The sequence below is a fragment of the Rhodococcus sp. M8 genome (genome assembly GCF_015654185.1).
Classification (GTDB): Bacteria; Actinomycetota; Actinomycetes; order Mycobacteriales; family Mycobacteriaceae; genus Rhodococcus; species Rhodococcus aetherivorans.
In genome coordinates, this window is sequence record NZ_CP064065.1 from 4,906,815 (window position 1) to 4,927,783 (window position 20,969).

The window sequence follows — 20,969 nt, forward strand, 5'->3', positions numbered from 1 at the left end:
GGCAGCGTGCGTCCATCACTCCAGTCCTACCCCCACCTCGCCGGCGGCAAGGTCCGGGACCTGTATGTCATAGACGACGAGCACCTGCTCCTCGTGGCCAGCGACCGGATCTCGGCATACGACCACGTGCTCGACACCCCGATCCCCGACAAGGGCCGGGTGCTCACCGCGATGAGCGTGTTCTTCTTCAACCTGCTCGAGGTGAACCACCACCTCGCCGGGGAGCCCGACGACGAACGCATCCCCGCCGAGGTCCTCGGCCGCGCCCTCGTCGTCAAACGGCTGAAGATGGTGCCGATCGAGTGCGTGGCCCGCGGCTTCCTCACCGGGTCGGGCCTGCTCGACTACCGGAAGACCGGCGCGGTGTGCGGCGTCCCGCTGCCCGAGGGCCTCGTGGAGGCCAGTCAGCTGCCGGATCCGATCTTCACCCCGGCGAGCAAGGCCGAACTCGGCGACCACGACGAGAACATCACCTTCGAGGAGGTCGCCGACAAGGTCGGCGTGGATCTCGCCGTGAAGCTGCGCGAGGACACCCTCGACATCTACGGCCGTGCCGCGATGTACGCGGCGGACAAGGGCATCCTGCTCGCCGACACGAAGTTCGAGTTCGGCCTCGACGACGACGGCAACCTCATCCTCGCCGACGAAGTGCTCACCCCGGATTCGTCACGCTACTGGCCCGCCGAGGGCTACGAGCCCGGCAAGGTGCAGCCCAGCTTCGACAAGCAGTTCGTGCGCAACTGGCTGACGGGCCCCGAGTCCGGCTGGGACCGTGCGTCCGACACCCCGCCGCCGCCCCTGCCGCAGCACATCGTCGACGCCACCCGGGAGCGCTACATCGAAGCCTACGAACGGATCTCGGGCCTGTCGTTCGCCGACTGGTGGGGGCCGAGCGCATGACCCCGCCGATCGCCAAGCGGGTCCCGTCCGAGCGGGTCCATCACGGACACACCTTCGTCGACGAGTACGAGTGGCTCCGCGACAAGGAGAATCCCGAGGTCATCGCCCATCTCGAGGCCGAGAACGCGTGGACCGAGAAGCAGACCGCGCATCTGGCGCCGCTGCGGGAGCGGATCTTCGAGGAGATCAAGTCCCGCACGCAGGAAACCGACATGTCGGTGCCCACCCGCATGGGGGACTGGTGGTACTACGCCCGTACCGTCGAGGGCAAGCAGTACAGCATCCAGTGCCGCTGTCCGATCGCCGACCCCGACGACTGGAATCCGCCGGAGCTGGCGCCGGGTGTGGAACTGCCGGGCGAGCAGGTGCTGCTCGACGGCAACGTCGAGGCGGCCGGGCACGAGTTCTTCTCCCTCGGCGCGTTCTCGATCAGCCACGACGGGACGCTGCTCGCGTACTCGGTCGACGTCGTCGGCGACGAGCGCTACACGCTGCGGTTCAAGAATCTCGGCACCGGCGAGCTGCTCGCCGACGAGATCCCCGGGACCGCACCCGGCGCGACGTGGGCGATCGACCACAGCCACATCTTCTACCTCACCGTGGACGAGTCGTGGCGGCCGGACACAGTATGGCGGCACCGTCTCGGCACGTCCCACACCGAGGACGTCAAGGTCTTCCACGAGCCCGACGAGCGGTACTGGGTGTCGGTGGGTACCACCCGCAGCGAGAAGTATCTGATGATCTGGGTGGGATCCAAGATCACCACCGAGGGCTGGGTGCTCGAATCCGCGGATCCCACCGGCGAATTCCGGGTGTTGCTGCCGCGCCGCGAGGGCGTCGAGTACGGCGCCGAGCATGCCGTCATCGGCGGCGAGGACCGGTTCCTGGTCATGCACAACGACGTCGTCGAGGTGGTGAACGACGCGACGGGGGAGATCACCCGCGAGAAGGCGGAGAACTTCGTCCTCGCCGAGGCGCCAGTGGACGATCCGTCGGCGCTGCGCACTCTCATCGGGCACCGGCACGACGTGCGTCTCGAGGACGTCGACGCGTTCGCCGGGCACCTCGTTCTCGGGTACCGGCGGGAGGCGCTGACCCGGCTCGCGGTGTGGCCGCTGACCGCCGACGGCTACGGCGAGCTGACCGAACTCGAGTTCGACGAGGAGCTCTTCGCCGTCGGCCCGGGTGCGAATCCGGAATGGCACCAGCCGATGCTGCGGCTCGGCTTCACGTCGTTCATCACCCCCAGCCGGGTCTACGACTACGTCGTGGATTCGGGAGAGCTGTTGCTGCGCAAGGCCCAGCCGGTGCTCGGTGACTTCGACCCGTCGAACTACGAACAGCGCCGGGACTGGGCGGTGGCCGAGGACGGCACCCGTATCCCGCTGTCGATCGTGACCCGCAAGGGCACGCCCGAGAACTCGCCGGCGCTGCTCTACGGTTACGGGTCGTACGAGGCCAGCATCGACCCCGGTTTCTCGGTGGCGCGGCTGTCGCTCCTCGACCGGGGCATGGTCTTCGCGGTGGCGCACGTGCGGGGCGGCGGCGAGATGGGCCGGCACTGGTACGAGAACGGCAAGACGCTGGCGAAGAAGAACACCTTCACCGACTTCGTCGCCTGCGCACGGCACCTGATCGACGCCGGTGTCACCGGCCCGGACCGGCTCGTCGCCGACGGCGGCAGCGCGGGTGGCCTGTTGATGGGCGCGGTGGCGAACCTGGCGCCGGAGCTGTTCGCCGGGATCCTTGCGAACGTGCCGTTCGTCGACCCGCTCACGTCGATCCTCGATCCGTCGCTGCCGCTGACGGTGATCGAATGGGACGAGTGGGGAAACCCCCTCGACAACCCCGAGGTGTACGAGTACATGCGCTCGTACAGCCCGTACGAGAACGTCGAGGCGAAGGACTACCCGGCGATCCTCGCGATCACCAGCCTCAACGACACCCGGGTGCTCTACGTCGAGCCGGCCAAGTGGGTGGCCAAGCTGCGCGCCACCAAGACCGGTGACGCCCCGTTGCTGCTCAAGACGGAGATGAGCGCCGGCCACGGCGGCGTGTCCGGCCGGTACGAGAAGTGGCGCGAGGTGGCCTTCGAGTTCGCGTGGGTGCTCGAGACCTCCGGGGCATACCGCGGCTGAGAACCGCCGGGGCCGAATGTCACATGCGTTCGATGTAAACGACACGGTGTGACATTCGGCCACAACGGCCACAAACGGCCACCGCGTGCCGCCGCTCAGCGCGGGGCGTAGCGGATCTGCGGACGGCCGGCACGGCCGTACTCGGTGTGCCGGGAGGCGACGCCGTCATCGGCCAGGCGCTCCAGATACCGCCACGCCGTCACCCGGGACACGCCTACCGCGCTGCCCACCTCGGCGGCCGTCAGCGGGCGCGACGCGTCCCGCAGGCACCGGGCCACCGCATCGAGGGTTTGCGGCGCAACGCCTTTCGGGGACGAGGCGCGCGGATCGGAGGTCCGCAGCGCAGCCATCGCCCGGTCGATGTCGTGCTGGCCGGTGGCCGTGCCCGAGGCGCCGAGCGCGTCGCGGTAGGCCAGGTAGTGGTCGAGCTTGTCGCTCAGGGCCGCGAATGTGAACGGCTTGAGCAGATACAGCACGATGCCCCGGGCGACGGCGGTGCGGACGATCTCGAGGTCGCGGGCGGAGGTGACGGCGATGATGTCCGGGCTCGGGCGGATCCCGCTCATCGCCGCAGCCACGTCGAGGCCGCTCATGTCGGGCAGGCCGATGTCCAGCAACACCAGATCCACCGGCTCGGCGGTCCGCGCGGCGTCGGCGACGGCGCGCAGCGCGGCCTGCCCGGTGTTGGCGACGGCGACGACCGTGAACTGCGGCAGCCGATCGACGTAGGCGAGGTGGGCGTCGGCGATGCGTGGCTCGTCCTCCACGACGAGGACGCGAATCATCGTGCGCCGCCTCCGTGCTCGGCCTGCAGGGGGATCTCCGCGACGACCATCGAACCCAGCGACGGTTCGGTCCGCAGAGTGCCGCGGTGCCGCGCCACCACCTGCGCGACGAGGGCCAGGCCCAGGCCGTGGTGGTCCGCCTTCGTGGAGTAACCCCGCGCCATGGCACGGGCGAGGGTTTCCGGCGACATCCCCGGCCCGCTGTCCGCCACCTCGACGATCATGTTCGAATCATCCTGCCGTATCGTCACTTCCACCCAGGGCTCGTCGACGGCCCGCGCGGCGTCGATGGCGTTGTCCACCAGGTTGCCGACGAGCGTCACCAGGTCCCGGGTGCCGAGCGGCGTCGCGCCCAGTGCGGTGTCGTCGGTGACGGTCAGCTCCACGCCGCGCTCGGCGGCGTCGTTGATCTTCCCCAGCAGCAGGGCGACCAGCGCGGGTTCCTGCACCGACGCGGTGAGCCGGTCGATGAGCTGCTGCGACAGGCGCAGCTCCTCCGTCGCGAACGCGACCGCCTCCTCGGGGCGTCCCAGTTCGACCATCGTGACGATGGTGTGCAGCCGGTTCGCCGACTCGTGTGCCTGCGCGCGCAGCGCGTCGGCGAATCCGCGCACCGAGTCCAGTTCGCCCAGCACCGTCCGCAATTCGGTGCGATCCCGCAACGTCATCACCGTGGCGATCCGTCGGCCCTCCCACTGCACCGGGCTGCGGTCGACGACCAGGACACGGTCCTCGGTGAGAAGTACGTCGCCGCGGGCGTCCGGGTCCGAGCCGGCCACCCGCAGCGCCTCGGGCAGGTCCTCCGTCGTGACCGGGCCGTCGCCGAGGCCGAGCAGGCGCCGCGCCTCGTCGTTGACGACCTCCACACGTGCGGGCTCGTCGGTGCCGAGCACGATCAGGCCCTCGCCGATCGCGTGGAGGACCGCGTCGTGGTGCTCGTAGAGCCGGCGCAGCTCGTCCGGTGCGAGTCCGAGGGTCTGGCGGCGCAGGCGCCGGCTGACGAGCACGGCGCCGGCGGCCGCGACGGCCAGGGCCGCGGCCGACAGGCCCAGGAGGGCGGGCAGCCCACGGGCGAACTGGTCGGCGACCTTCGCGCGGGTGACGCCGACGGCGACCAGGCCGACGACGCGTTCGTCGTCGAGGATCGGCGCCACCGCCCGGATGGACGGGCCGAGCGAGCCGGCGTAGGTCTCGGTGAACGCGGTGCCGGCGAGGGCCGGTTCGATGTTGCCGCTGAACGGCAGACCGATCATCGCGGGGTCGGTGTGGGTGTACCGGGTCCGGTCCGGCGCCATCACCACGATGAAGTCGGTGCCCGTCGCCTCCCGGATCCGTTCGGTGCGCGGTTGCAGCACCGCGGTCGGGTCCGGCGTGCGCAGCGCCGCGGCCGTCGAGTCGGACCCGGCCAGGGATTCGGCGATGGCGAGGACGGTGCGGCGGGTGGCGTCGTCGCTGTCGCGGCGCTCGTCGATCCCGACGAGGACGGTACCTGCGGCGATGACCAGGGCGAGCACAGCCAGCTGCAGCACCAGCAGCTGACGTGCCACGCTCATCGACGGCCGGTGCGCGGTCGGCGGCACGGACGTACTCCTTCCGGATGCCGGTGGGTCCGCCTCGTGAGCGCGACATCACCTGAACGAAATGAACGCAATCTTCACCGGGTGAGGCTGCGCTACCACCATTTCTATCAGGAACGTGACCGCGATCACGAAGTCCCCCGAAACGTCCCATCCGAGAGGATCCGCCATGAGCACGTCCACAGACTCCCGGCCACCCGGTGCCAAGTCGCCGGCCAAGCGCAAAGACCGGACGCACTGGCTCTACGTCGGTGTCATCGTGGCGGTGGTGGCCGGCGTCCTCGTCGGCTGGCTCGCCCCGGACGTCGCCAAGTCGTTCGGCGTCCTCGGCACGATGTTCGTCGATCTCATCAAGATGATGATCAGCCCGGTCATCTTCTGCACGATCGTCCTCGGCATCGGCTCGGTGCGGGCCGCCGCCAGCGTCGGCAAGGTCGGCGGCCTGGCGATGGTGTACTTCCTCGGCATGTCCACCGTCGCGCTCGCTATCGGCCTGGGGGTGGGTAACCTGCTCGATCCGGGCAGCGGCCTGAACCTCTCTCCGGAGACCGCCGGCACCGGTGCCGCGCTGGCCGACAAGGCCCACGCCGCGGGCGGGACCATGGACTTCATCGCGTCGATCATCCCCACGTCGCTGCTGTCGGCGCTGACCGAGGGCAGCGTGCTGCAGACCCTGTTCGTCGCACTGCTGGTCGGCTTCGCGCTGCAGGCCCTCGGGAAGACCGGCGAGCCGGTCCTGCGAGGCATCGGCTACGTGCAGAAGCTCGTGTTCAAGATCCTGTCGATGATCCTGTGGCTCGCTCCGATCGGTGCCTTCGGCGCCATCGCCAACGTGGTCGGGCAGACCGGTCTCGGCGCGGTCGTCCAGCTCGGCACCCTCATGATCGGGTTCTACCTCACCTGCGTGCTGTTCGTGTTCGGTGTGCTGGGCTCCCTGCTGCGCATGGTGTCCGGGGTGTCGATCTTCAAGCTGGTCAAGTACCTGGCCCGCGAATACCTGCTGATCTTCGCGACGTCCTCGTCCGAGTCCGCGCTGCCCCGACTCATCGCGAAGATGGAGCACGTCGGTGTCGAGCGCACCACCGTCGGCGTCGTGGTCCCCACCGGCTACTCGTTCAACCTGGACGGCACCGCCATCTACCTGACGATGGCCTCGCTCTTCATCGCCGATGCGCTCGGTTCGCCGCTGTCCCTGGCCGAGCAGCTCTCCCTGCTGGTGTTCATGATCGTCGCGTCGAAGGGCGCGGCCGGAGTGAGCGGCGCGGGCCTGGCCACGCTCGCCGGCGGCCTGCAGAGCCACCGTCCGGAGCTGCTCGACGGCGTCGGCCTCATCGTCGGCATCGACCGGTTCATGTCCGAGGCGCGCGCGGTCACCAACTTCTCCGGCAACGCCGTCGCCACCCTGCTGGTGGGAACGTGGACCGGCACCGTCGACCGCGGCCGCGTCCGCGACGTCCTCGCCGGCCGCATCCCGTTCGACGAGGAGACCATGGTCGACGACGGCCACGGTCCGGTCGCCGAGCCGAAGCCGGCCGTCGCCGCCGAGCCGGAAGAGAAGGTGCTGGCACGCGCCTGACCCACCTCCGCGAAACCCCTTGTGGCCGAATGTCACACCGGTTCGATCAGATCGAGCCGGTGTGACATTCGGCCACAGGCGTTCGGTCAGACGTGCGTCCGGGACAGCGCGGCGAGGTGCGCCCCGACCCGCTCGACGAGGTGGTCGAAGAACAGCGGCGGGTCGGTGGCGACGACGATCTCGGCGTTCGGTTGCCGGCCCCACATGCCGGACCAGTCGGCGACGGTGGTGCCGCGGGTGAGCCGGCCGTCGAGTTCGACGTCGACCGTCGCCGGACGGGTGGTGACGGGCACCGCTCCCAGGGCGACCGCCGCCGCGAACGGATCGTGGACGTGTGCCAGGAAACCCTGATCCTGATCGCGGTGGAATTCCATGTAGAAGCGCAGCGCGTCGGACAGGTACCGCACGACCGGGTGGGACGCCTCGGAGCGCAGGCCGCGCGGATCGTCCGGCGAGAGGATTTCGGCCGGCACGCTCCCCGCGGTCTCGGCGAGCCGTCGCAGGTGTTCCGGTCGCATCGCGATGGACTCGGTGGTGTCGAGGGAGCACACGATCGGCCGACGGCCGGGCTCGACCGCGGAGAACGCGTCGAACACCGCCTTCGCGGCCTCGGGGTCCACCGCGACGTTCCACTCGGAGGTGGGTGTGGTGTTGCCCGGGTAGTTGAACGCCCCGCCCATCACGACCAGACGACGCAACCGGTGGGGGAGTTCCGGGTCGAGCCGGACCGCCAGTGCGAGATTGGTGAGCGGACCGGTGACGAGCCCGACGAGTTCGCCGGGGTGGGCGCGGGTCAGCTCCACCCATGCCTCGGCGGCGCTGCGACCCGACGGGCCGCGTCCGGGGGCGGGCAGGTCGGCGTAACCGACGCCGCGCGGGCCGTGCGTGTCCTCGGTGGTCATCAGCGGCGCGACGAGCGGGGCCTCGGAGCCGACGGCGACCTCGATGTCCGGCCGGCCGCACACCTGCAGCCACGCCAGGTTGTTCGTGGTGACCTGCTGCACGGGCACGTTCCCCGCGGTGGAGAGCACCGCGACGATCTCCGCGTCCGGACTCGCCAGCAGGTAGAGCAGGGCGAGTGCATCGTCGATGCCGGTGTCGACGTCGGCGACGAGGCGGGTGGGTTCGGGCACCCGCCCATCCTGCAGTACGCGGCCGCGGCCCGGAACGGTCGGGGCGGGCCGGATGGGTGTGGATGCCGACCACACCGCGGACGGACGGCCGATCGCGGCTCGGGCAGTGCGAGTGCGGTCTCAGCCGACGATGCGCCGCAACTCCTCGCGGCAGCGGCGGTAGACCTCCACCGGTTCCGCGGCCTCGCCCGCGAGGGCGAGTTCGCCCCAACGCTCCCAGCTCGTGCGCCACACGGCCACGGCCGTCTCGGCGACCAGCAGGATCGTCGCCGGGTCGTAGTGCGGGAGCTGTTCGGTCAGGCGGGCCCGGAGGCGGGACGTGAGGACCTGCTCCTGCGATGCGGCGAGCGCCTGCAGGTCGGGCTCTTTCGCCAGCAGGCGCGCGACGCGCCGGTGTTCCTCCAGGTCGGGGTCGGTCTCCCGGCTCATCACCGCCTCCGCGGCGGCCTCGACGCTTCTCAGGACGGCGGCGGGATCCGGGCCGGAGACCTCCAGGGCGTCGATCACCAGGAGCAGGCGGCGCTGTCCGGGCAGGGCGGCCTGCTCCTTGGAGGTGAAGTACCGGAAGAAGGTGCGGGCCGAGATGCCGACCCGGTCGGAGATCTGCTGGACGGTGGTCTCGCGGACGCCCTGTTCCTCGAACAACTCGAGGGCAGCCCGGTGGATCTCCTGGTGGGTGTCCAGGCGGCGCCGGGTCCGCAGATCGCGGGGGATGTCGACGTTCATGCGGTCCTTCCTCAGCCGGTGTCCTGCGATTATGACCACCTCCGTCGATGCCGGCGTGCGGGCGGCGACCCGGCCGTCGCCTCGGGTTGCCGGCTCAGGAGGGCGGTGTCGTGTCGACCAGGCCGGCGGGGAGCTGGCGGAACATCTCGGCGAGCTGAGGCAGGAAGTCGCGGAAGCCGCTGCTCTTGCGCCAGAACATGCCGATGCGGCGATGCGGGACGGGATCTTCGAAGCGCAGCAGCCGGATGTCCGGCGGCTGGGTGACCGGGGTGGTGACGGCCAGGCGGGGCAACAGTGTCACCCCGACCCCGGCGATCACCATCTGACGCAGGGTCTCCAGGCTCGTCGCCCGGAAGCCGTTGCGTTCGGCGGCTCCGGTCAACCGGCACACCTCGAGGGCTTGGTCCCGCAGGCAGTGACCGTCCTCGAGCAACAGAAGGCTCTCGTCCGCGATCACCGACATAGGGGCAGGTTCGGCCGTGGCGGCCAGCGGATGCGTGGCCGGGACGGCGAGCACGAAGTCCTCGGAGAACAGGTACTCCTGGTGCAGGTGTTCGTCGTTGACCGGGAGCGCCAGCACGGCGACGTCGAGGTCGCCGCCGCGGAGCCGCTCGAGGAGGTCCTCGGTCTTCTCCTCGATCAACAGCAGTTCGAGGTCGGGGAACCTCGCCCGCACCTTCGGTACGACATGGGGGAGCAGGTACGGGGCGAGGGTCGGGAACAGGCCGATGCGGAGCGTGCCCGACTCCGGGTCGGAGGACTGCCGGGCGATCTCGCGAATGTTCGCGGTCTCGCTCAGAATGATCCGGGCCCGCTCCACGATCTGCCGGCCCGCGTCGGTCAGGGTGATCTGACGCGGGCTCCGCTCGACGAGTTCGACGCCGAGTTCCTGTTCGAGCTTGCGGATCTGGGTCGACAGCGTCGGCTGACTGACGTAGCAGGCCTCCGCCGCCCGGCCGAAGTGGCGGTGATGCGCCACCGCGGCCAGGTACTCGAGATCACGCAGGTTCACGAGGGACGAACTATCGGACGACCGCGGCGACCGAGTCCTCGGCCGGGGCGCTGGTGCGGATGAGATGGTCGAACGCGCCGAGCGCTGCCGTCGCTCCGGCACCGGCGGCGATGATGATCTGCTTGTACGGCACCGTGGTGCAGTCGCCGGCGGCGAACACGCCGGGCACCGAGGTCTGGCCGCGGTCGTCGACGACGATCTCGCCGCGCGGCGACAGCTCGACCGTCCCGGCGAGCCACTCGGTGTTGGGCAGCAGGCCGATCTGGACGAAGATGCCCTCGAGTTCGAGCGTGTGCGCGGTCTCGGTGGTGCGGTCCTGGTAGGTCAGGCCGGTGACCTTCTGACCGTCGCCGAGGACCTCGGTGGTCAGCGCACTGACGACGATGTCGACGTTCGGCAGGCTGCGCAGCTTGCGCTGCAGCACCTCGTCGGCGCGCAGCACCGAGTCGAACTCGATGAGCGTGACGTGCGCGACGACGCCGGCGAGATCGATCGCGGCCTCGACGCCGGAGTTGCCCCCGCCGACCACGGCGACGCGCTTGCCCTTGAACAGCGGTCCGTCGCAGTGCGGGCAGTAGGTCACGCCCTTGTTCCGGTACTCGGTCTCGCCGGGCACGTTCATCGAACGCCACCGTGCACCCGTGGACAGGATCACGCTGCGGGCGAGCAGGGAGGCGCCGCTCTCGAGTTCGACCTCGACGAGGCCGCCCTCGGTCGCAGGCACGAGCTTCGCCGCACGCTGCACGTTCATGATGTCGACGTCGTACTGGCGGACGTGGTTGTCGAGTGCGGCGCCGAGCTTGGGGCCTTCGGTGTAGGGCACGGAGACGAAATTCTCGATCGCCATCGTGTCGAGCACCTGGCCGCCGAAGCGCTCGGCGACGACACCGGTGCGAATGCCCTTGCGGGCGGCGTAGATCGCGGCCGCGGCACCGGCCGGACCGCCGCCGACGACGAGCACGTCGAACGGGTCCTTCTCGTCGATCGCGGCCGCCGCCCGATCCGCGGCGCCGGTGTCGAGCTTGCCGATGATCTGCTCGAGGCTCATGCGGCCCGAGTCGAACAGCTCGCCGTTGAGGTACACCGTCGGCACGGCCATCACCTGACGTCCGTCGACCTCGTCCTGGAACAGGGCGCCGTCGATCGCGACGTGCTTGATGCGCGGGTTGAGCACGCACATCAGGTTCAGGGCCTGCACGACGTCGGGGCAGTTCTGGCAGGACAACGAGAAGTAGGTCTCGAAGTGCAGCTCGCCGTCCAGGTCTCGCACCTGCTGCTGCAGCTCCTCGGGCTCCTTCGACGGGTAACCGCCGACCTGGAGCAGAGCAAGCGCGAGCGAGGTGAACTCGTGGCCCAGCGGGATGCCGGCGAAGCGGACCTCGATGTCGGTGCCGACGCGGCGCACCGCGAAGGACGGGCGACGCGCGTCGTCGTCGCGACGCTCGTAGGTGACCTTGTCCGACATCGCCGCGATCTCGGTGAGCAGTTCGGCGAGTTCGGCGGACTTGGGTCCGTCGTCGAGGGAGGACACGAGCTCGATCGGCAGGGTCAGCCGCTCGAGGAGGGACTTCAGTTGGCCGGCAAGCGAGGCTTCGAGCATAGGGATCTACTCCATCGACGGGGCGGAACGGTGATCGGGGCGAAGGGAACTGCGCCGGGTGGTTCGGCGCTCCGGGGGTGGCGCGGGGTCCGGCGGACCGGACCCCGCGCCGCACTACCGGGGTGTCGAATCCGGGTGCGTCAGATCTTGCCCACGAGGTCCAGCGACGGGGCGAGGGTGTCGTCGCCCTCTTCCCACTTGGCCGGGCAGACCTCGCCCGGGTGCGACCGGACGTACTGGGCGGCCTTGACCTTGCGGACGAGTTCGGCGGCGTTGCGGCCGATGCCCTCCGCGGTGACCTCGGTGAACTGGATGATGCCGTCCGGGTCGACGAGGAAGGTGCCGCGGTCGGCCAGGCCCTCGTTCTCACGCAGCACCTCGAAGTTGGTGCTGATCTGCAGGGTCGGGTCGCCGATCATGGCGTACTTGATCTTGCCGATGGTCTCGGACGAGTCGTGCCACGCCTTGTGCGTGAAGTGGGTGTCGGTGGAGACCGAGAAGACCTCGACGCCGAGCTTCTGCAGCTCCTCATAGTGGTCGGCCAGGTCGCCGAGCTCCGTCGGGCAGACGAAGGTGAAGTCGGCCGGGTAGAAGAAGAAGATCGCCCACTTGCCCTTGATGTCCTCGTCGGACACGGAGACGAAGCCGCCCTCCTGGTAGGCGGTCGCGGAGAAGGGCTTGATCTGCTTGTTGATCAGGGCCACGTTGAACCTCTGTTCGGTCGATATGGGTTTCTGACGTTGTGAACACTAACGACTTTCGATAGATAATGCCAATCGACCGGTCTGATTCGATTGATAGTCTGCATCTATCGGTATGATTGGTCGCGCCCGTCACCGCACCATGAAGACGGCGAGAGTTGTTCTCTCCGCTGCCGAGCGGGGCCGGCGCAGCCCTGAGGCTCAGCCCGCCTGCAGGAACGGGTAGTCGGTGTAGCCCTCGGCGCCCGGCGAGTAGAACAACGCCGGCCGCAGCTCGTTCTCCGGGTGCTCGCCGTGCCAGCGCTCGACCAGATCGGGATTGGCGATGAGCGCCCGGCCCACCGCCACGGCGTCGGCATGGGCGGCCTCGATCAGCTGCACCGCCTCCGCACGGGTGGTCGGCGACGCGAAGCCGCTGTTGGCGATCAGCCTGCCGCCGAAACGCCGGCGCAGCTCCTGCACCAACTCACCGGCCGGGTCCGCGTGCAGCACGGACAGGTAGGCCAGATTCAGCGGGCGCACCTGTTCGAGCAGGGCGCCGTAGGTGGCCAGGACGTCGTCCCGGTCGGTTTCGTAGGCGTCCTGGATGTTGTGCTCCGGCGAGATCCGCAGCCCGACCCGCCCGGCGCCGATGGCCGATGCCACCGCCGTGACCACCTCCACGACGAAACGGGCCCGGTTCTGCGGCGAACCGCCGTACTCGTCGGCGCGCTGATTGGCGGCCGGGGAGAGGAATTCGTGCAGCAGGTAGCCGTTGGCGCTGTGGATCTCCACGCCGTCCAGCCCGGCCTCGATCGCCCGGCGGGCCGCGGCGACGAAGTCCCCGATGATCGCCCGCGCCTCCTCCGTGGTCAGCGCGTGCGGCACCGGGTACGGCTGCTTGCCCTTCTCCGTGTGCCCCACACCGTCGATCGCGATCGCGCTCGGGGCGACGACCCGCCGGCCGCCGTTCACGTCGGGGTGCGTGACCCGGCCGCCGTGCATCACCTGCAGCACGATGCGGCCGCCGCGATCGTGCACCGCCTCGGCCACCCGCCGCCAGCCGGCCTCCTGCTCGCCGGTGACGATCCCCGGCTGGCCGACGAAGGCCTGCGATTCGTGGTTCACATAGGTGCCCTCGGCGATGATCAGCCCGGCACTCGCCCGCTGCCGGTAGTGCTCGACCACCAGGTCTCCGGGGACGCCGGAGGCGCCGGACCGCAGCCGGGTCAGTGGGGCCATGACAACGCGATTGGCGAGTTCGAGGTCTCCGAGGGTGACAGGTGTAAACAAATCCATGTCGGGCGCAACCGGGCTGGCGTACCCGCGATTCCCGAACGTGACCGACTGCGACCGGCGTCACGCCCGCCGCGGCGGTTGTGCCGGGTCATGCTGCGCGCGAAGATGGTCCGATGACCGGCCACGTCGAGGTCCGGGCGTACGCCGAGCTGAACGACTTCGTGGCGCCCGAGTCGCGGGGCATCGCGGTGCGGCGGCCGTTCCGTGCCCATCAGACGGTCAAGGACGTCGTCGAGGCGATGGGCATACCGCACACCGAGGTCGATCTGATCGTGGTCGACGGCGAGCCGGTGGATTTCGCGTACCGGCCGCACTCGGGCGCCCGCATAGCGGTCTATCCCTTGTTCGAGGCGCTCGACATCGAGCCGATCACCCGGCTGCGCCCGGTTCCCCTGCGTGACCCCCGGTTCGTGGTCGACGTCAACCTGGGCCGGCTGGCGCGCCTGCTCCGGTTGCTGGGGTTCGACGTGATCTGGACGTCCGACATGGACGACGCGGAGCTGGCGAGGATCGGGCGTGCGGATCAGCGGATCCTGCTGACCCGCGACCGGGGACTGCTCGAGCGCCGGGAGATCACCCACGGGCTGTTCGTGCACGCCGACCGCCCGCTCGAGCAGATCGTCGAGGTCGTCCGCCGGCTCGATCTCGCGGCGCGGTTCGCCCCGCTCACCCGGTGCCTGCGCTGCAACGGCCGGCTCGACCCGGTGCCCAAGGACGAGGTCCTCGATCGGCTCGAGCCGCTCACCCGCCGCTTCTACGACGAGTTCTCCCGGTGCACGGACTGCGGCCGCATCTACTGGGCTGGGTCGCATCACCGGAAGCTGGTCGCCCTCGTGCGGGAGATCGCTGCGGAGGTCTGACGTCCTCAGATGCGCACCTCGACGTCAGATGCGCAACCCGACGTCGACGATCGCCTGCGCGACGGCGCGCACCGGCGCCTGATGGCGGCGCGCGTAGGCGCGGATCAGCTCGAACGCCGCGGCCGGCGTGACGCCGCGGGCCTGGGCGGTGATGCCCTTGGCCTGCTCGACGACGATGCGGGTGTCGAGCGCGGTCTGCAGTTGCGCGGAGAGCTGCTCCTGCTGGCGCAGCTTGTCCGAGTTGACGATGTAGCCGGTGGCCATGTCGGCGAACACCTGCGCGGCGGCGAGCTCGTCGTCGGCCCATTCCCGGGGCTCGCGGCAGTAGAGGTCCAGGGCGCCGACCTTGACCTCGCCGAGCTGCATCGGGACACCGGCGACGGCGGCGATCTCCCGCCGTCGCGCCTCGGCGGCGAACTCCGGCCACAGATCGTCGCGGCGGCGCACATCGGAGACGGCGATGGTCTCGCCGTGGGCGAAGGCGTGCGCGCACGGTCCGGCGGCGAATCGCTCCTGGCACCGCTCCATCGCCTCGATCTGTTCGCCGGCGGCGGTGACGAACCGGAGCCGGCCGTCGATGTGCAGAGTCACTCCCGCTCCCGACAGCTCGAGCACGGTGGTCACCTTGCGGACGACTGCGTCGAGGGCGGCGTCGACCTCGTACGGGGTGAGGAGGCGCTGCGCGAACTTCGACAGCGCGGCGACGAATTCCCTGTGCCGGTAGGCCATCACCACCCCCTGTGCCGCGCGGACGGGCCCAGTTTCCGTCGTCTGTACCGGAGTGTTCCCCGAAACGCCGAGATAATGCCGCGAAAGTCCGGATCCGGCCCGCTCCACGTCGCCGAGTGGCGTCGAGCCGCCGGATCCCTAGGATTCGATCACGCGATCCGGGCGCCGCGAGGGCGCGGGCGACGGAGAAGGAGGCAGCGCGATGACCGACGAAGCCGGCGCTCGGGACGTCCCCGTCCCCGCGGCGAGACCCGAGTTCCGGTCCAGCTACCGCCATGGCTTCCTGCGGGTCGCGGCCTGCGCGACGCCGACGACGATCGTCGATCCGGCGGCCAACGCGGCGGCGGTGCTGCGGGCCGCCCGGGTCTGCCATGACGACGGGGTCGGGCTGGCGGTGTTTCCCGAGATGACGTTGACCGGGTACTCGGTCGAGGACCTGTCGATGCAGGACACCGTGCTGGAGGCGGCCGAGCGGGCGCTGGCGGAGATCGTCGCCGGCTCGGCCGGCCTGCTGCCCGTCCTGCTGGTGGGCCTGCCGCTGCGGCATCGGCACCGGATCTACAACGCCGTCGCGGTCGTGCACCGCGGCCGGGTCCTGGGGGTCGCCCCCAAGTCGTATCTGCCGACGTATCGGGAGTTCTACGAGCGCCGGCAGATCGCGCCGGGGGACGATGCGAGCGGCACGGTCCGGGTCGCCGGTCACGACGCACCGTTCGGTCCCGATCTGCTGTTCGAGGCCACCGACGTTCCCGGTCTGGTGCTCCACGTGGAGATCTGCGAGGACATGTGGGTCCCCATCCCGCCCAGCGCGGAGGCCGCCCTGGCCGGCGCGACGGTGCTGGCGAACCTGTCGGGCAGCCCGATCACCGTCGGCCGCGCCGAGGACCGTCACCTGCTGGCTCGCTCGGCGTCGTCGCGGTGCCTGGCCGCCTACGTGTACTGCGCGGCGGGATCGGGGGAGTCCACCACCGACCTGTCCTGGGACGGGCAGGCGATGGTGTACGAGAACGGGATGCTGCTCGCCGAGACCGAGCGGTTCCCGCGCGGCGAACAGCACGCGGTGGCCGACGTCGACCTCGAACTGTTGCGCAACGAGCGCACCCGCATGGGCACCTTCGACGACAATCGGCGTCATCACGCGGCCCGCCTCGACGCGTTCCGCCGTATCGCGTTCACCCTCGCGCCTCCGCTCACCGACATCGGGCTGCGGCGCCGGGTGGAGCGATACCCCTTCGTGCCGTCCGATCCGGCCCGCCTTGAGCACGACTGCTACGAGGCGTACAACATCCAGGTCGCCGGGCTCGAGCAGCGCCTGCGTGCGCTGAGTGGTCCGACGCGGGGCGGTCCGAAGGTCGTGATCGGCGTGTCGGGCGGACTGGACTCCACGCACGCGCTCATCGTCGCCGTCAAGGCGATGGACCGCCTCGGCCGTCCGCGCGAGGACGTGCTCGCCTTCACCCTCCCGGGGTTCGCGACGAGCGACCGGACCCGGGAGAACGCCCGCCGGCTGTGCCACTCGCTCGGGGTGACGCTCGAGGAAATCGACATCACCCGTGCCGCGCGCGTGATGCTGGAGGACCTGGGTCACCCGTTTGCGCGCGGCGAGCGGGTCTACGACATCACGTTCGAGAACATCCAGGCCGGGCTGCGCACCGACTATCTGTTCCGGGCCGCGAACCAGCGCGGCGGCCTGGTGCTCGGGACGGGCGACCTGTCGGAGATCGCGCTGGGCTGGTCCACGTACGGCGTCGGGGACCAGATGTCGCACTACAACGTCAACGCCGGGGTGCCGAAGACGCTCATCCAGCATCTGATCCGCTGGGTCGTCTCGTCCGGGCAATTCGACGACGAGGTCGGCGCCACCCTCGAGGCCGTGCTGGGCACCGAGATCAGTCCCGAGCTCGTCCCCGTCGAGGAGGGGGAGACGCCGCAGAGCACCCAGGCCACGATCGGTCCCTACGACCTGCACGACTTCTTCCTGTTCCAGGTGCTGCGCTTCGGGTTCCGGCCGTCGAAGATCGCCTACCTCGCATGGCAGGCCTGGCACGAGGCCGGCGCCGGGGACTGGCCGTCCGGCCATCCCGGGCACGCCCGCCGCGAGTACGACCTGCCCGAGATCCGGCGGTGGCTGGGTGTGTTCGTCCAGCGGTTCTTCGCCTTCAGCCAGTTCAAGCGGTCCGCGATGCCGAACGGGCCGAAGGTCGCCGCCGGGGGGTCCCTCTCACCGCGCGGGGACTGGCGTGCGCCCTCCGACGCGTCCGCGCGCATCTGGCTCGACGAACTCGATCGGGAGGTGCCGGAGGACCGGGGCGGATCAGGTTCCGAGGAACTCCGTCAGCGGTGAGACGGCTCGTCGCCCGCGCATCGCCGCCGAGATGCCGTCGAGGATGTGCTCGAGGACAGCCGCCGACGTGGCGAAGTTGATCCGCACGAATCCCGCTGCCGCGCTTCCGAAGGGTCTGCCGCCGTCGACCAGCACCCGGCCGAGGTCCCGGATCCGGCGGATCGGATCGTCGACGGGTGCGGCCGAGACATCGACCCAGCTGAGGTAGGTGGCTTCCGGCAGATGGTGGCGGGCTTCCGGCAGGTGCTCGCGCAGGACCGTGTCGACACGTCGCCGGTTGCGGTCGAGCACTCGGAGCAGCGTGTCCTGCCAGCTCTGGCAGCGTTGCCATGCGGCCAGTGTGCCGAGCACCGCCGGGGTCGATACGGTTCCGTACAGGTCGGGCGGTTCGCCGTCCCGCACGGCGAGCAACTGCTTCGACCCGTAGTGCGCGACGGCGCAGCGCAGTCCGGCGATGTTGAAGGCCTTTCCGGCCGACGTGACGGTGATCGTCCGAGCTGCCGCCTCCGGACTGATCGACGCGAACGGGATGTGCCGGTGCGGCGCGTAGATCAGCTCCGCATGAATCTCGTCGCTGACGACGAGAAGGTCGAACTCGACGGCCAGTTCGGCGATGCGGGTGAGTTCGGAACGGGTGTGGACGCGTCCGGTCGGGTTGTGCGGATCGACCAGGACGAGCACTTTCGGGCGCTCGGCGGCGAGCGACGCCCTGAGCGTCTCGAAGTCGAGCCGCCACCCGTCCTGTGTGTCGGCGAACGGGAATTCGACCGTCCTGCGGCCCATGGCCGCGATGGTGGCGAGGAACGGCGGGTAGTTCGGAGTCTGGATCACGACGGCGTCGCCGCGCTCGGTGTGCAGGTGCAGGATCAGTTGCAGGGCCTGGATGAGATCGGTCTGCTCCCGGACGTCGGCGGGGTCGACCGTCCATCCGTATCGGGACTGCATCCGCCGGGCGAACTCCGCACGCAGCGGGGTACCGCCGAGCCAATCGGGGTAGCCGAGTTCTCCCGACCGGGCCGACTCGCACAGCGCGTCCCGGATCTCGGGGGCGATCGGGAAGTCCATGTCGGCCACCCAGGCCGGCAGGGCGCCCGCGCGGACGGCACGTGCCCACTTGACCCCGGTGCGACGGACGAGATCGCCGATCTCGATATCGTCGAATCCGGGATACCGGGCCTCCGATGCCGGAGGCAATCCGGTCATCGGACGGTCCCGGAACGGGGGTCCCCCGAGCAGTCCATGCAGTGAGTGTGCCCGTGCCGCGTACCGGACGGAAGCGAACCCGAAATCCGATCCGCCTTCGTCCGCAGCTGCCCGTGGACTCCGCGAGTGGTCGATCGACGTTCGAAAGCGCCTGCCTGCCGTCCCCGTCGCGCAGCACCCGGCACGGGGTGTGGTTGACGGCGCCTGCGTGATGGGTGGAGCCTGACGACATGGCGAGGCGGTTGCCGGAGTGGGAGTTGCTGGTACCCGGGGAGGGGCCGTACGTCGGCACGATCCGGATCGAGGACGAGGCGGGGCGGCCGGTGCCGATCGCCGGCGGGGTTGCGGTGGGGGCGTGCGCGTGGCGGGCGGAGTGTCTGCATTGTGACTGGCTGGGCAGCACGGCGGTGCGGGTCGGTTCGGGCGAGGCGTTGCGTCCGGGGCGCCTGACGCGGGAAAAGCTCGAGGAGGAGTGGGTGCGCCACATCTATCGGGTGTCGGCGAAGGCGGCGGTGCTCGATGCGCTCGAGCAGCTCGACCGGTTGGCGGCCGAACAGCAGGCCCTGACCGAAGTGGTGGACGAGGGGGTACGGCGCCTGCGCGCCGAGGGTGCCTCGTGGGCGCAGGTGGGGGAGCTGGTGGGGATGACGCGTCAGTCGGCGTGGGAGCACTGGGCGGACTCGTCGGCGGCGCGCCGGCACCGCCGATGACGGTTGAAGAGTGCGCGCGCCGTAAATCGGGGCTGTCAGCCCCTCCTGACCCCTGACGTTGATGTGGCGGCGTGAACAGTGGAGTTCTGCGCAACGGTGAAGTGCCGGTCGGTGCCGGGGCGCTCGATTTCGTCCAGGGCGGCCACGGCGAGGTCCTCTGCGGTGATGCGGGAGGTGCCGTCCGGCTCGGTGAGCAGGGTGGTGGTTCCCCGGCGGTACGTGCCGGTGCGGGTACCGGGTTCGAGGATCGCGGGCGGGCTGAGATAGGTCCAGCGGTGGTTCGGGTGCTGGACGCAGGTGCGGAGTTGGGTGGCGCTGGCGTCGGCGATCGCTCGCCATTCGATCGGCACATAGTTCGGATCGTCGATGACCGACAGGTCGCCCTTGTGCGGTGAGCGTAGGGGCCCGGCCCCGCCGATGACGAGTAGACGGGCGCCGGCCCGGCCTGCCGCGTCCAGAACTGCGGTGGTCAGCGGTGCGATTGTCTGCTCCTGGCCGGGAGCGGCACGGACGGCGAGGATCGCGGCGTGGGCGTCGGCGAGTGCGGCCTCGAGTTGCCCGGGTGCGCCGGCATCGACGGCGAGGGGAGTGACGGCAGGGGCCGGGTGTGTACCGGGGTGCCGGGCGGCGGCGGTGACGCGGTGCCCGCGGGCGGCGGCTTCGGTGACGAGGCGCGAGCCGACCATGCCGGTGGCGCCGATGACGGTGATGTTCACGACGGGAGTCCTTTCCTCGTACGGGGACGAGGGATGACCTGTCCGGCGCCCAGCGCTGCGAGGGCGAACGCGAAGCCGACACGTTGGAGTGCGCTGAGGGTTTCTCCTGCCACGACGACGCCGAGGACGGCGGCCACGAGTGGGGAGAGCAGTCCGAGCAGAGCCGTCGCGGTGACCGGCAGGGTGCGCAGGCCGTTGAACCAGAGGGAATAGGCAAGAAGCCCGCCGACGATGCCGAGCCAGAGGTAGCCCGCCACGGCGGGGGCGCCGATTCGGCTGGGAATCCCCTCGAACAACAGCGTCGGAGCCAGCAGCACCAGGCCGCCGGCGGTGAGCTGCCAGCCTGCGAAGCCGATCGCGCTGACTTCCTCGGGCCGGCCCCACCGTTTGGTGAGAACGACGCCGGTTCCCATCGCAGCGGCACCGGCCAGACCGGCGATGATGCCGACGGGGTCGAACATCGCTCCGGGGCCCAGCACCACCAGCCCCACCCCGATCACGCCGACGACGCCCCAGCCCAGGCGCCAGAGCGAGAGGCGTTCGGACAGAACGATCACGGCGAGGACGGCGACGAGGATCGGCTGGGTCGCCCCGAGAGTGGCGGCCACTCCGCCGGGCAGTCGTTCCGCGGCGAGGAACAGCAGCGGGAAGAACAGGCCGATGTTCAAGGCGCCCAGCACCGCGGCCTTCCACCACCATGCCCCGCGCGGAAGCGTGCGGGAGAGCAGGAGGCCGAGTGCGCCTGCGGGCAGAGCGCGCATGAGCGCGGCGAACAGGGGGTGGTCAGGCGGCAGCAGTTCGGTGGTGACGAGGTAGGTCGTGCCCCACACCACCGGGGCCACGGCGGTCGCCGCGGTGAGCGCCGCACGATTCGTCACCGGGCCGGGTGACGTGGGCGGAGAAGTGGTCGTCGTAGTCACCCCACCACTGTCGTGCCCTTTCGGTTGATGAGTCCAACACATGCTTTTCATCACAACGATC

At 70.1% G+C, this 20,969-nt stretch carries 18 protein-coding genes; 6 read left to right on the plus strand and 12 right to left on the minus strand.

Annotated features, from left to right (window positions below; genetic code table 11):
* The first annotated feature begins 6 nt into the window (after positions 1–6).
* Together ISO16_RS22255 and ISO16_RS22260 are read left to right on the plus strand one after the other, a co-directional pair.
* Complete coding sequence (locus tag ISO16_RS22255) at positions 7–900, plus strand: phosphoribosylaminoimidazolesuccinocarboxamide synthase (RefSeq protein WP_006931941.1); 894 nt, start codon at positions 7–9, stop codon at positions 898–900.
* Positions 897–3,038, plus strand: a complete 2,142-nt coding sequence (locus ISO16_RS22260; protein WP_037201420.1) for a S9 family peptidase — start codon at positions 897–899, stop codon at positions 3,036–3,038. Before ISO16_RS22255 ends, ISO16_RS22260 begins: the two co-directional genes overlap by 4 nt.
* A 95-nt stretch (positions 3,039–3,133) precedes the next feature.
* Here the strand turns inward: ISO16_RS22260 and ISO16_RS22265 are convergent, their stop codons facing one another.
* Both ISO16_RS22265 and ISO16_RS22270 read right to left on the minus strand, forming a co-directional pair.
* A complete protein-coding gene (locus ISO16_RS22265; RefSeq protein WP_072634385.1) occupies positions 3,134–3,823 on the minus strand; it encodes a response regulator in 690 nt (229 codons plus the stop codon).
* Positions 3,820–5,376, minus strand: a complete 1,557-nt coding sequence (locus tag ISO16_RS22270; RefSeq protein WP_072634565.1) for a sensor histidine kinase — start codon at positions 5,374–5,376, stop codon at positions 3,820–3,822. Before ISO16_RS22270 ends, ISO16_RS22265 begins: the two co-directional genes overlap by 4 nt.
* A gap of 193 nt (positions 5,377–5,569) precedes the next feature.
* Here ISO16_RS22270 and ISO16_RS22275 point away from each other — a divergent pair, with 193 nt between their 5' ends.
* The gene (locus ISO16_RS22275) at positions 5,570–6,976 is read left to right on the plus strand and encodes a C4-dicarboxylate transporter DctA (protein WP_006931951.1); all 1,407 of its coding nucleotides are present in this window, start codon (positions 5,570–5,572) and stop codon (positions 6,974–6,976) included.
* An 86-nt stretch (positions 6,977–7,062) separates the two neighbouring features.
* Here ISO16_RS22275 and ISO16_RS22280 read toward each other — a convergent pair whose 3' ends face one another.
* The 6 genes from ISO16_RS22280 to ISO16_RS22305 form a co-directional block, all read right to left on the minus strand.
* Entirely contained in the window at positions 7,063–8,109 is a 1,047-nt protein-coding gene (locus tag ISO16_RS22280) for a nucleoside hydrolase (RefSeq protein ID WP_029541357.1), read from the minus strand.
* A 120-nt stretch (positions 8,110–8,229) separates the two neighbouring features.
* Positions 8,230–8,835, minus strand: a complete 606-nt coding sequence (locus ISO16_RS22285; RefSeq protein ID WP_006931956.1) for a TetR family transcriptional regulator — start codon at positions 8,833–8,835, stop codon at positions 8,230–8,232.
* Positions 8,836–8,929: 94 nt separating this feature from the next.
* Positions 8,930–9,847 (minus strand): LysR substrate-binding domain-containing protein, encoded by a 918-nt coding sequence (locus ISO16_RS22290; RefSeq protein WP_006931958.1) that lies wholly within the window; start codon positions 9,845–9,847, stop codon positions 8,930–8,932.
* A 10-nt stretch (positions 9,848–9,857) separates the two neighbouring features.
* Complete coding sequence (gene ahpF / locus ISO16_RS22295) at positions 9,858–11,447, minus strand: alkyl hydroperoxide reductase subunit F (RefSeq protein WP_072634386.1); 1,590 nt, start codon at positions 11,445–11,447, stop codon at positions 9,858–9,860.
* Positions 11,448–11,587: 140 nt separating this feature from the next.
* On the minus strand, positions 11,588–12,151 hold the full coding sequence (ahpC, locus tag ISO16_RS22300; RefSeq protein WP_050034622.1) for an alkyl hydroperoxide reductase subunit C: 564 nt from the start codon (positions 12,149–12,151) through the stop codon (positions 11,588–11,590).
* A 198-nt stretch (positions 12,152–12,349) separates the two neighbouring features.
* On the minus strand, positions 12,350–13,426 hold the full coding sequence (locus tag ISO16_RS22305; protein WP_072634387.1) for an alkene reductase: 1,077 nt from the start codon (positions 13,424–13,426) through the stop codon (positions 12,350–12,352).
* A gap of 113 nt (positions 13,427–13,539) precedes the next feature.
* Between ISO16_RS22305 and ISO16_RS22310 the strand changes: the two genes are divergently transcribed.
* Positions 13,540–14,286 carry a Mut7-C RNAse domain-containing protein gene (locus tag ISO16_RS22310; protein WP_072634388.1) on the plus strand — a complete coding sequence of 249 codons (747 nt, stop codon included), beginning with the start codon at positions 13,540–13,542 and terminating at the stop codon, positions 14,284–14,286.
* A 24-nt stretch (positions 14,287–14,310) separates the two neighbouring features.
* On the opposite strand, the gene ISO16_RS22315 is transcribed toward ISO16_RS22310, so the two are convergent.
* Positions 14,311–15,015, minus strand: a complete 705-nt coding sequence (locus tag ISO16_RS22315; RefSeq protein WP_206530702.1) for a GAF and ANTAR domain-containing protein — start codon at positions 15,013–15,015, stop codon at positions 14,311–14,313.
* A 202-nt stretch (positions 15,016–15,217) separates the two neighbouring features.
* Between ISO16_RS22315 and ISO16_RS22320 the strand changes: the two genes are divergently transcribed.
* Positions 15,218–17,359 carry an NAD(+) synthase gene (locus tag ISO16_RS22320; RefSeq protein ID WP_072634389.1) on the plus strand — a complete coding sequence of 714 codons (2,142 nt, stop codon included), beginning with the start codon at positions 15,218–15,220 and terminating at the stop codon, positions 17,357–17,359.
* On the opposite strand, the gene ISO16_RS22325 is transcribed toward ISO16_RS22320, so the two are convergent.
* A complete protein-coding gene (locus tag ISO16_RS22325; RefSeq protein WP_029541366.1) occupies positions 17,330–18,562 on the minus strand; it encodes a MalY/PatB family protein in 1,233 nt (410 codons plus the stop codon). The two genes, ISO16_RS22320 and ISO16_RS22325, sit on opposite strands and share 30 nt — an antisense overlap.
* Before the next feature lie 230 nt (positions 18,563–18,792).
* Here ISO16_RS22325 and ISO16_RS22330 point away from each other — a divergent pair, with 230 nt between their 5' ends.
* Entirely contained in the window at positions 18,793–19,272 is a 480-nt protein-coding gene (locus ISO16_RS22330; RefSeq protein WP_006931977.1) for a hypothetical protein, read from the plus strand.
* 35 nt (positions 19,273–19,307) lie between these two features.
* Here ISO16_RS22330 and ISO16_RS22335 read toward each other — a convergent pair whose 3' ends face one another.
* Together ISO16_RS22335 and ISO16_RS22340 are read right to left on the minus strand one after the other, a co-directional pair.
* Positions 19,308–19,988, minus strand: coding sequence for an NAD(P)-dependent oxidoreductase (locus tag ISO16_RS22335; protein ID WP_072634390.1), 681 nt, complete (start codon positions 19,986–19,988; stop codon positions 19,308–19,310).
* Positions 19,985–20,950: an EamA family transporter gene (locus ISO16_RS22340; RefSeq protein WP_230304609.1), complete on the minus strand. Its 966-nt coding sequence runs from the start codon at positions 20,948–20,950 to the stop codon at positions 19,985–19,987. Before ISO16_RS22340 ends, ISO16_RS22335 begins: the two co-directional genes overlap by 4 nt.
* Between the last annotated feature and the right edge of the window lie 19 nt (positions 20,951–20,969).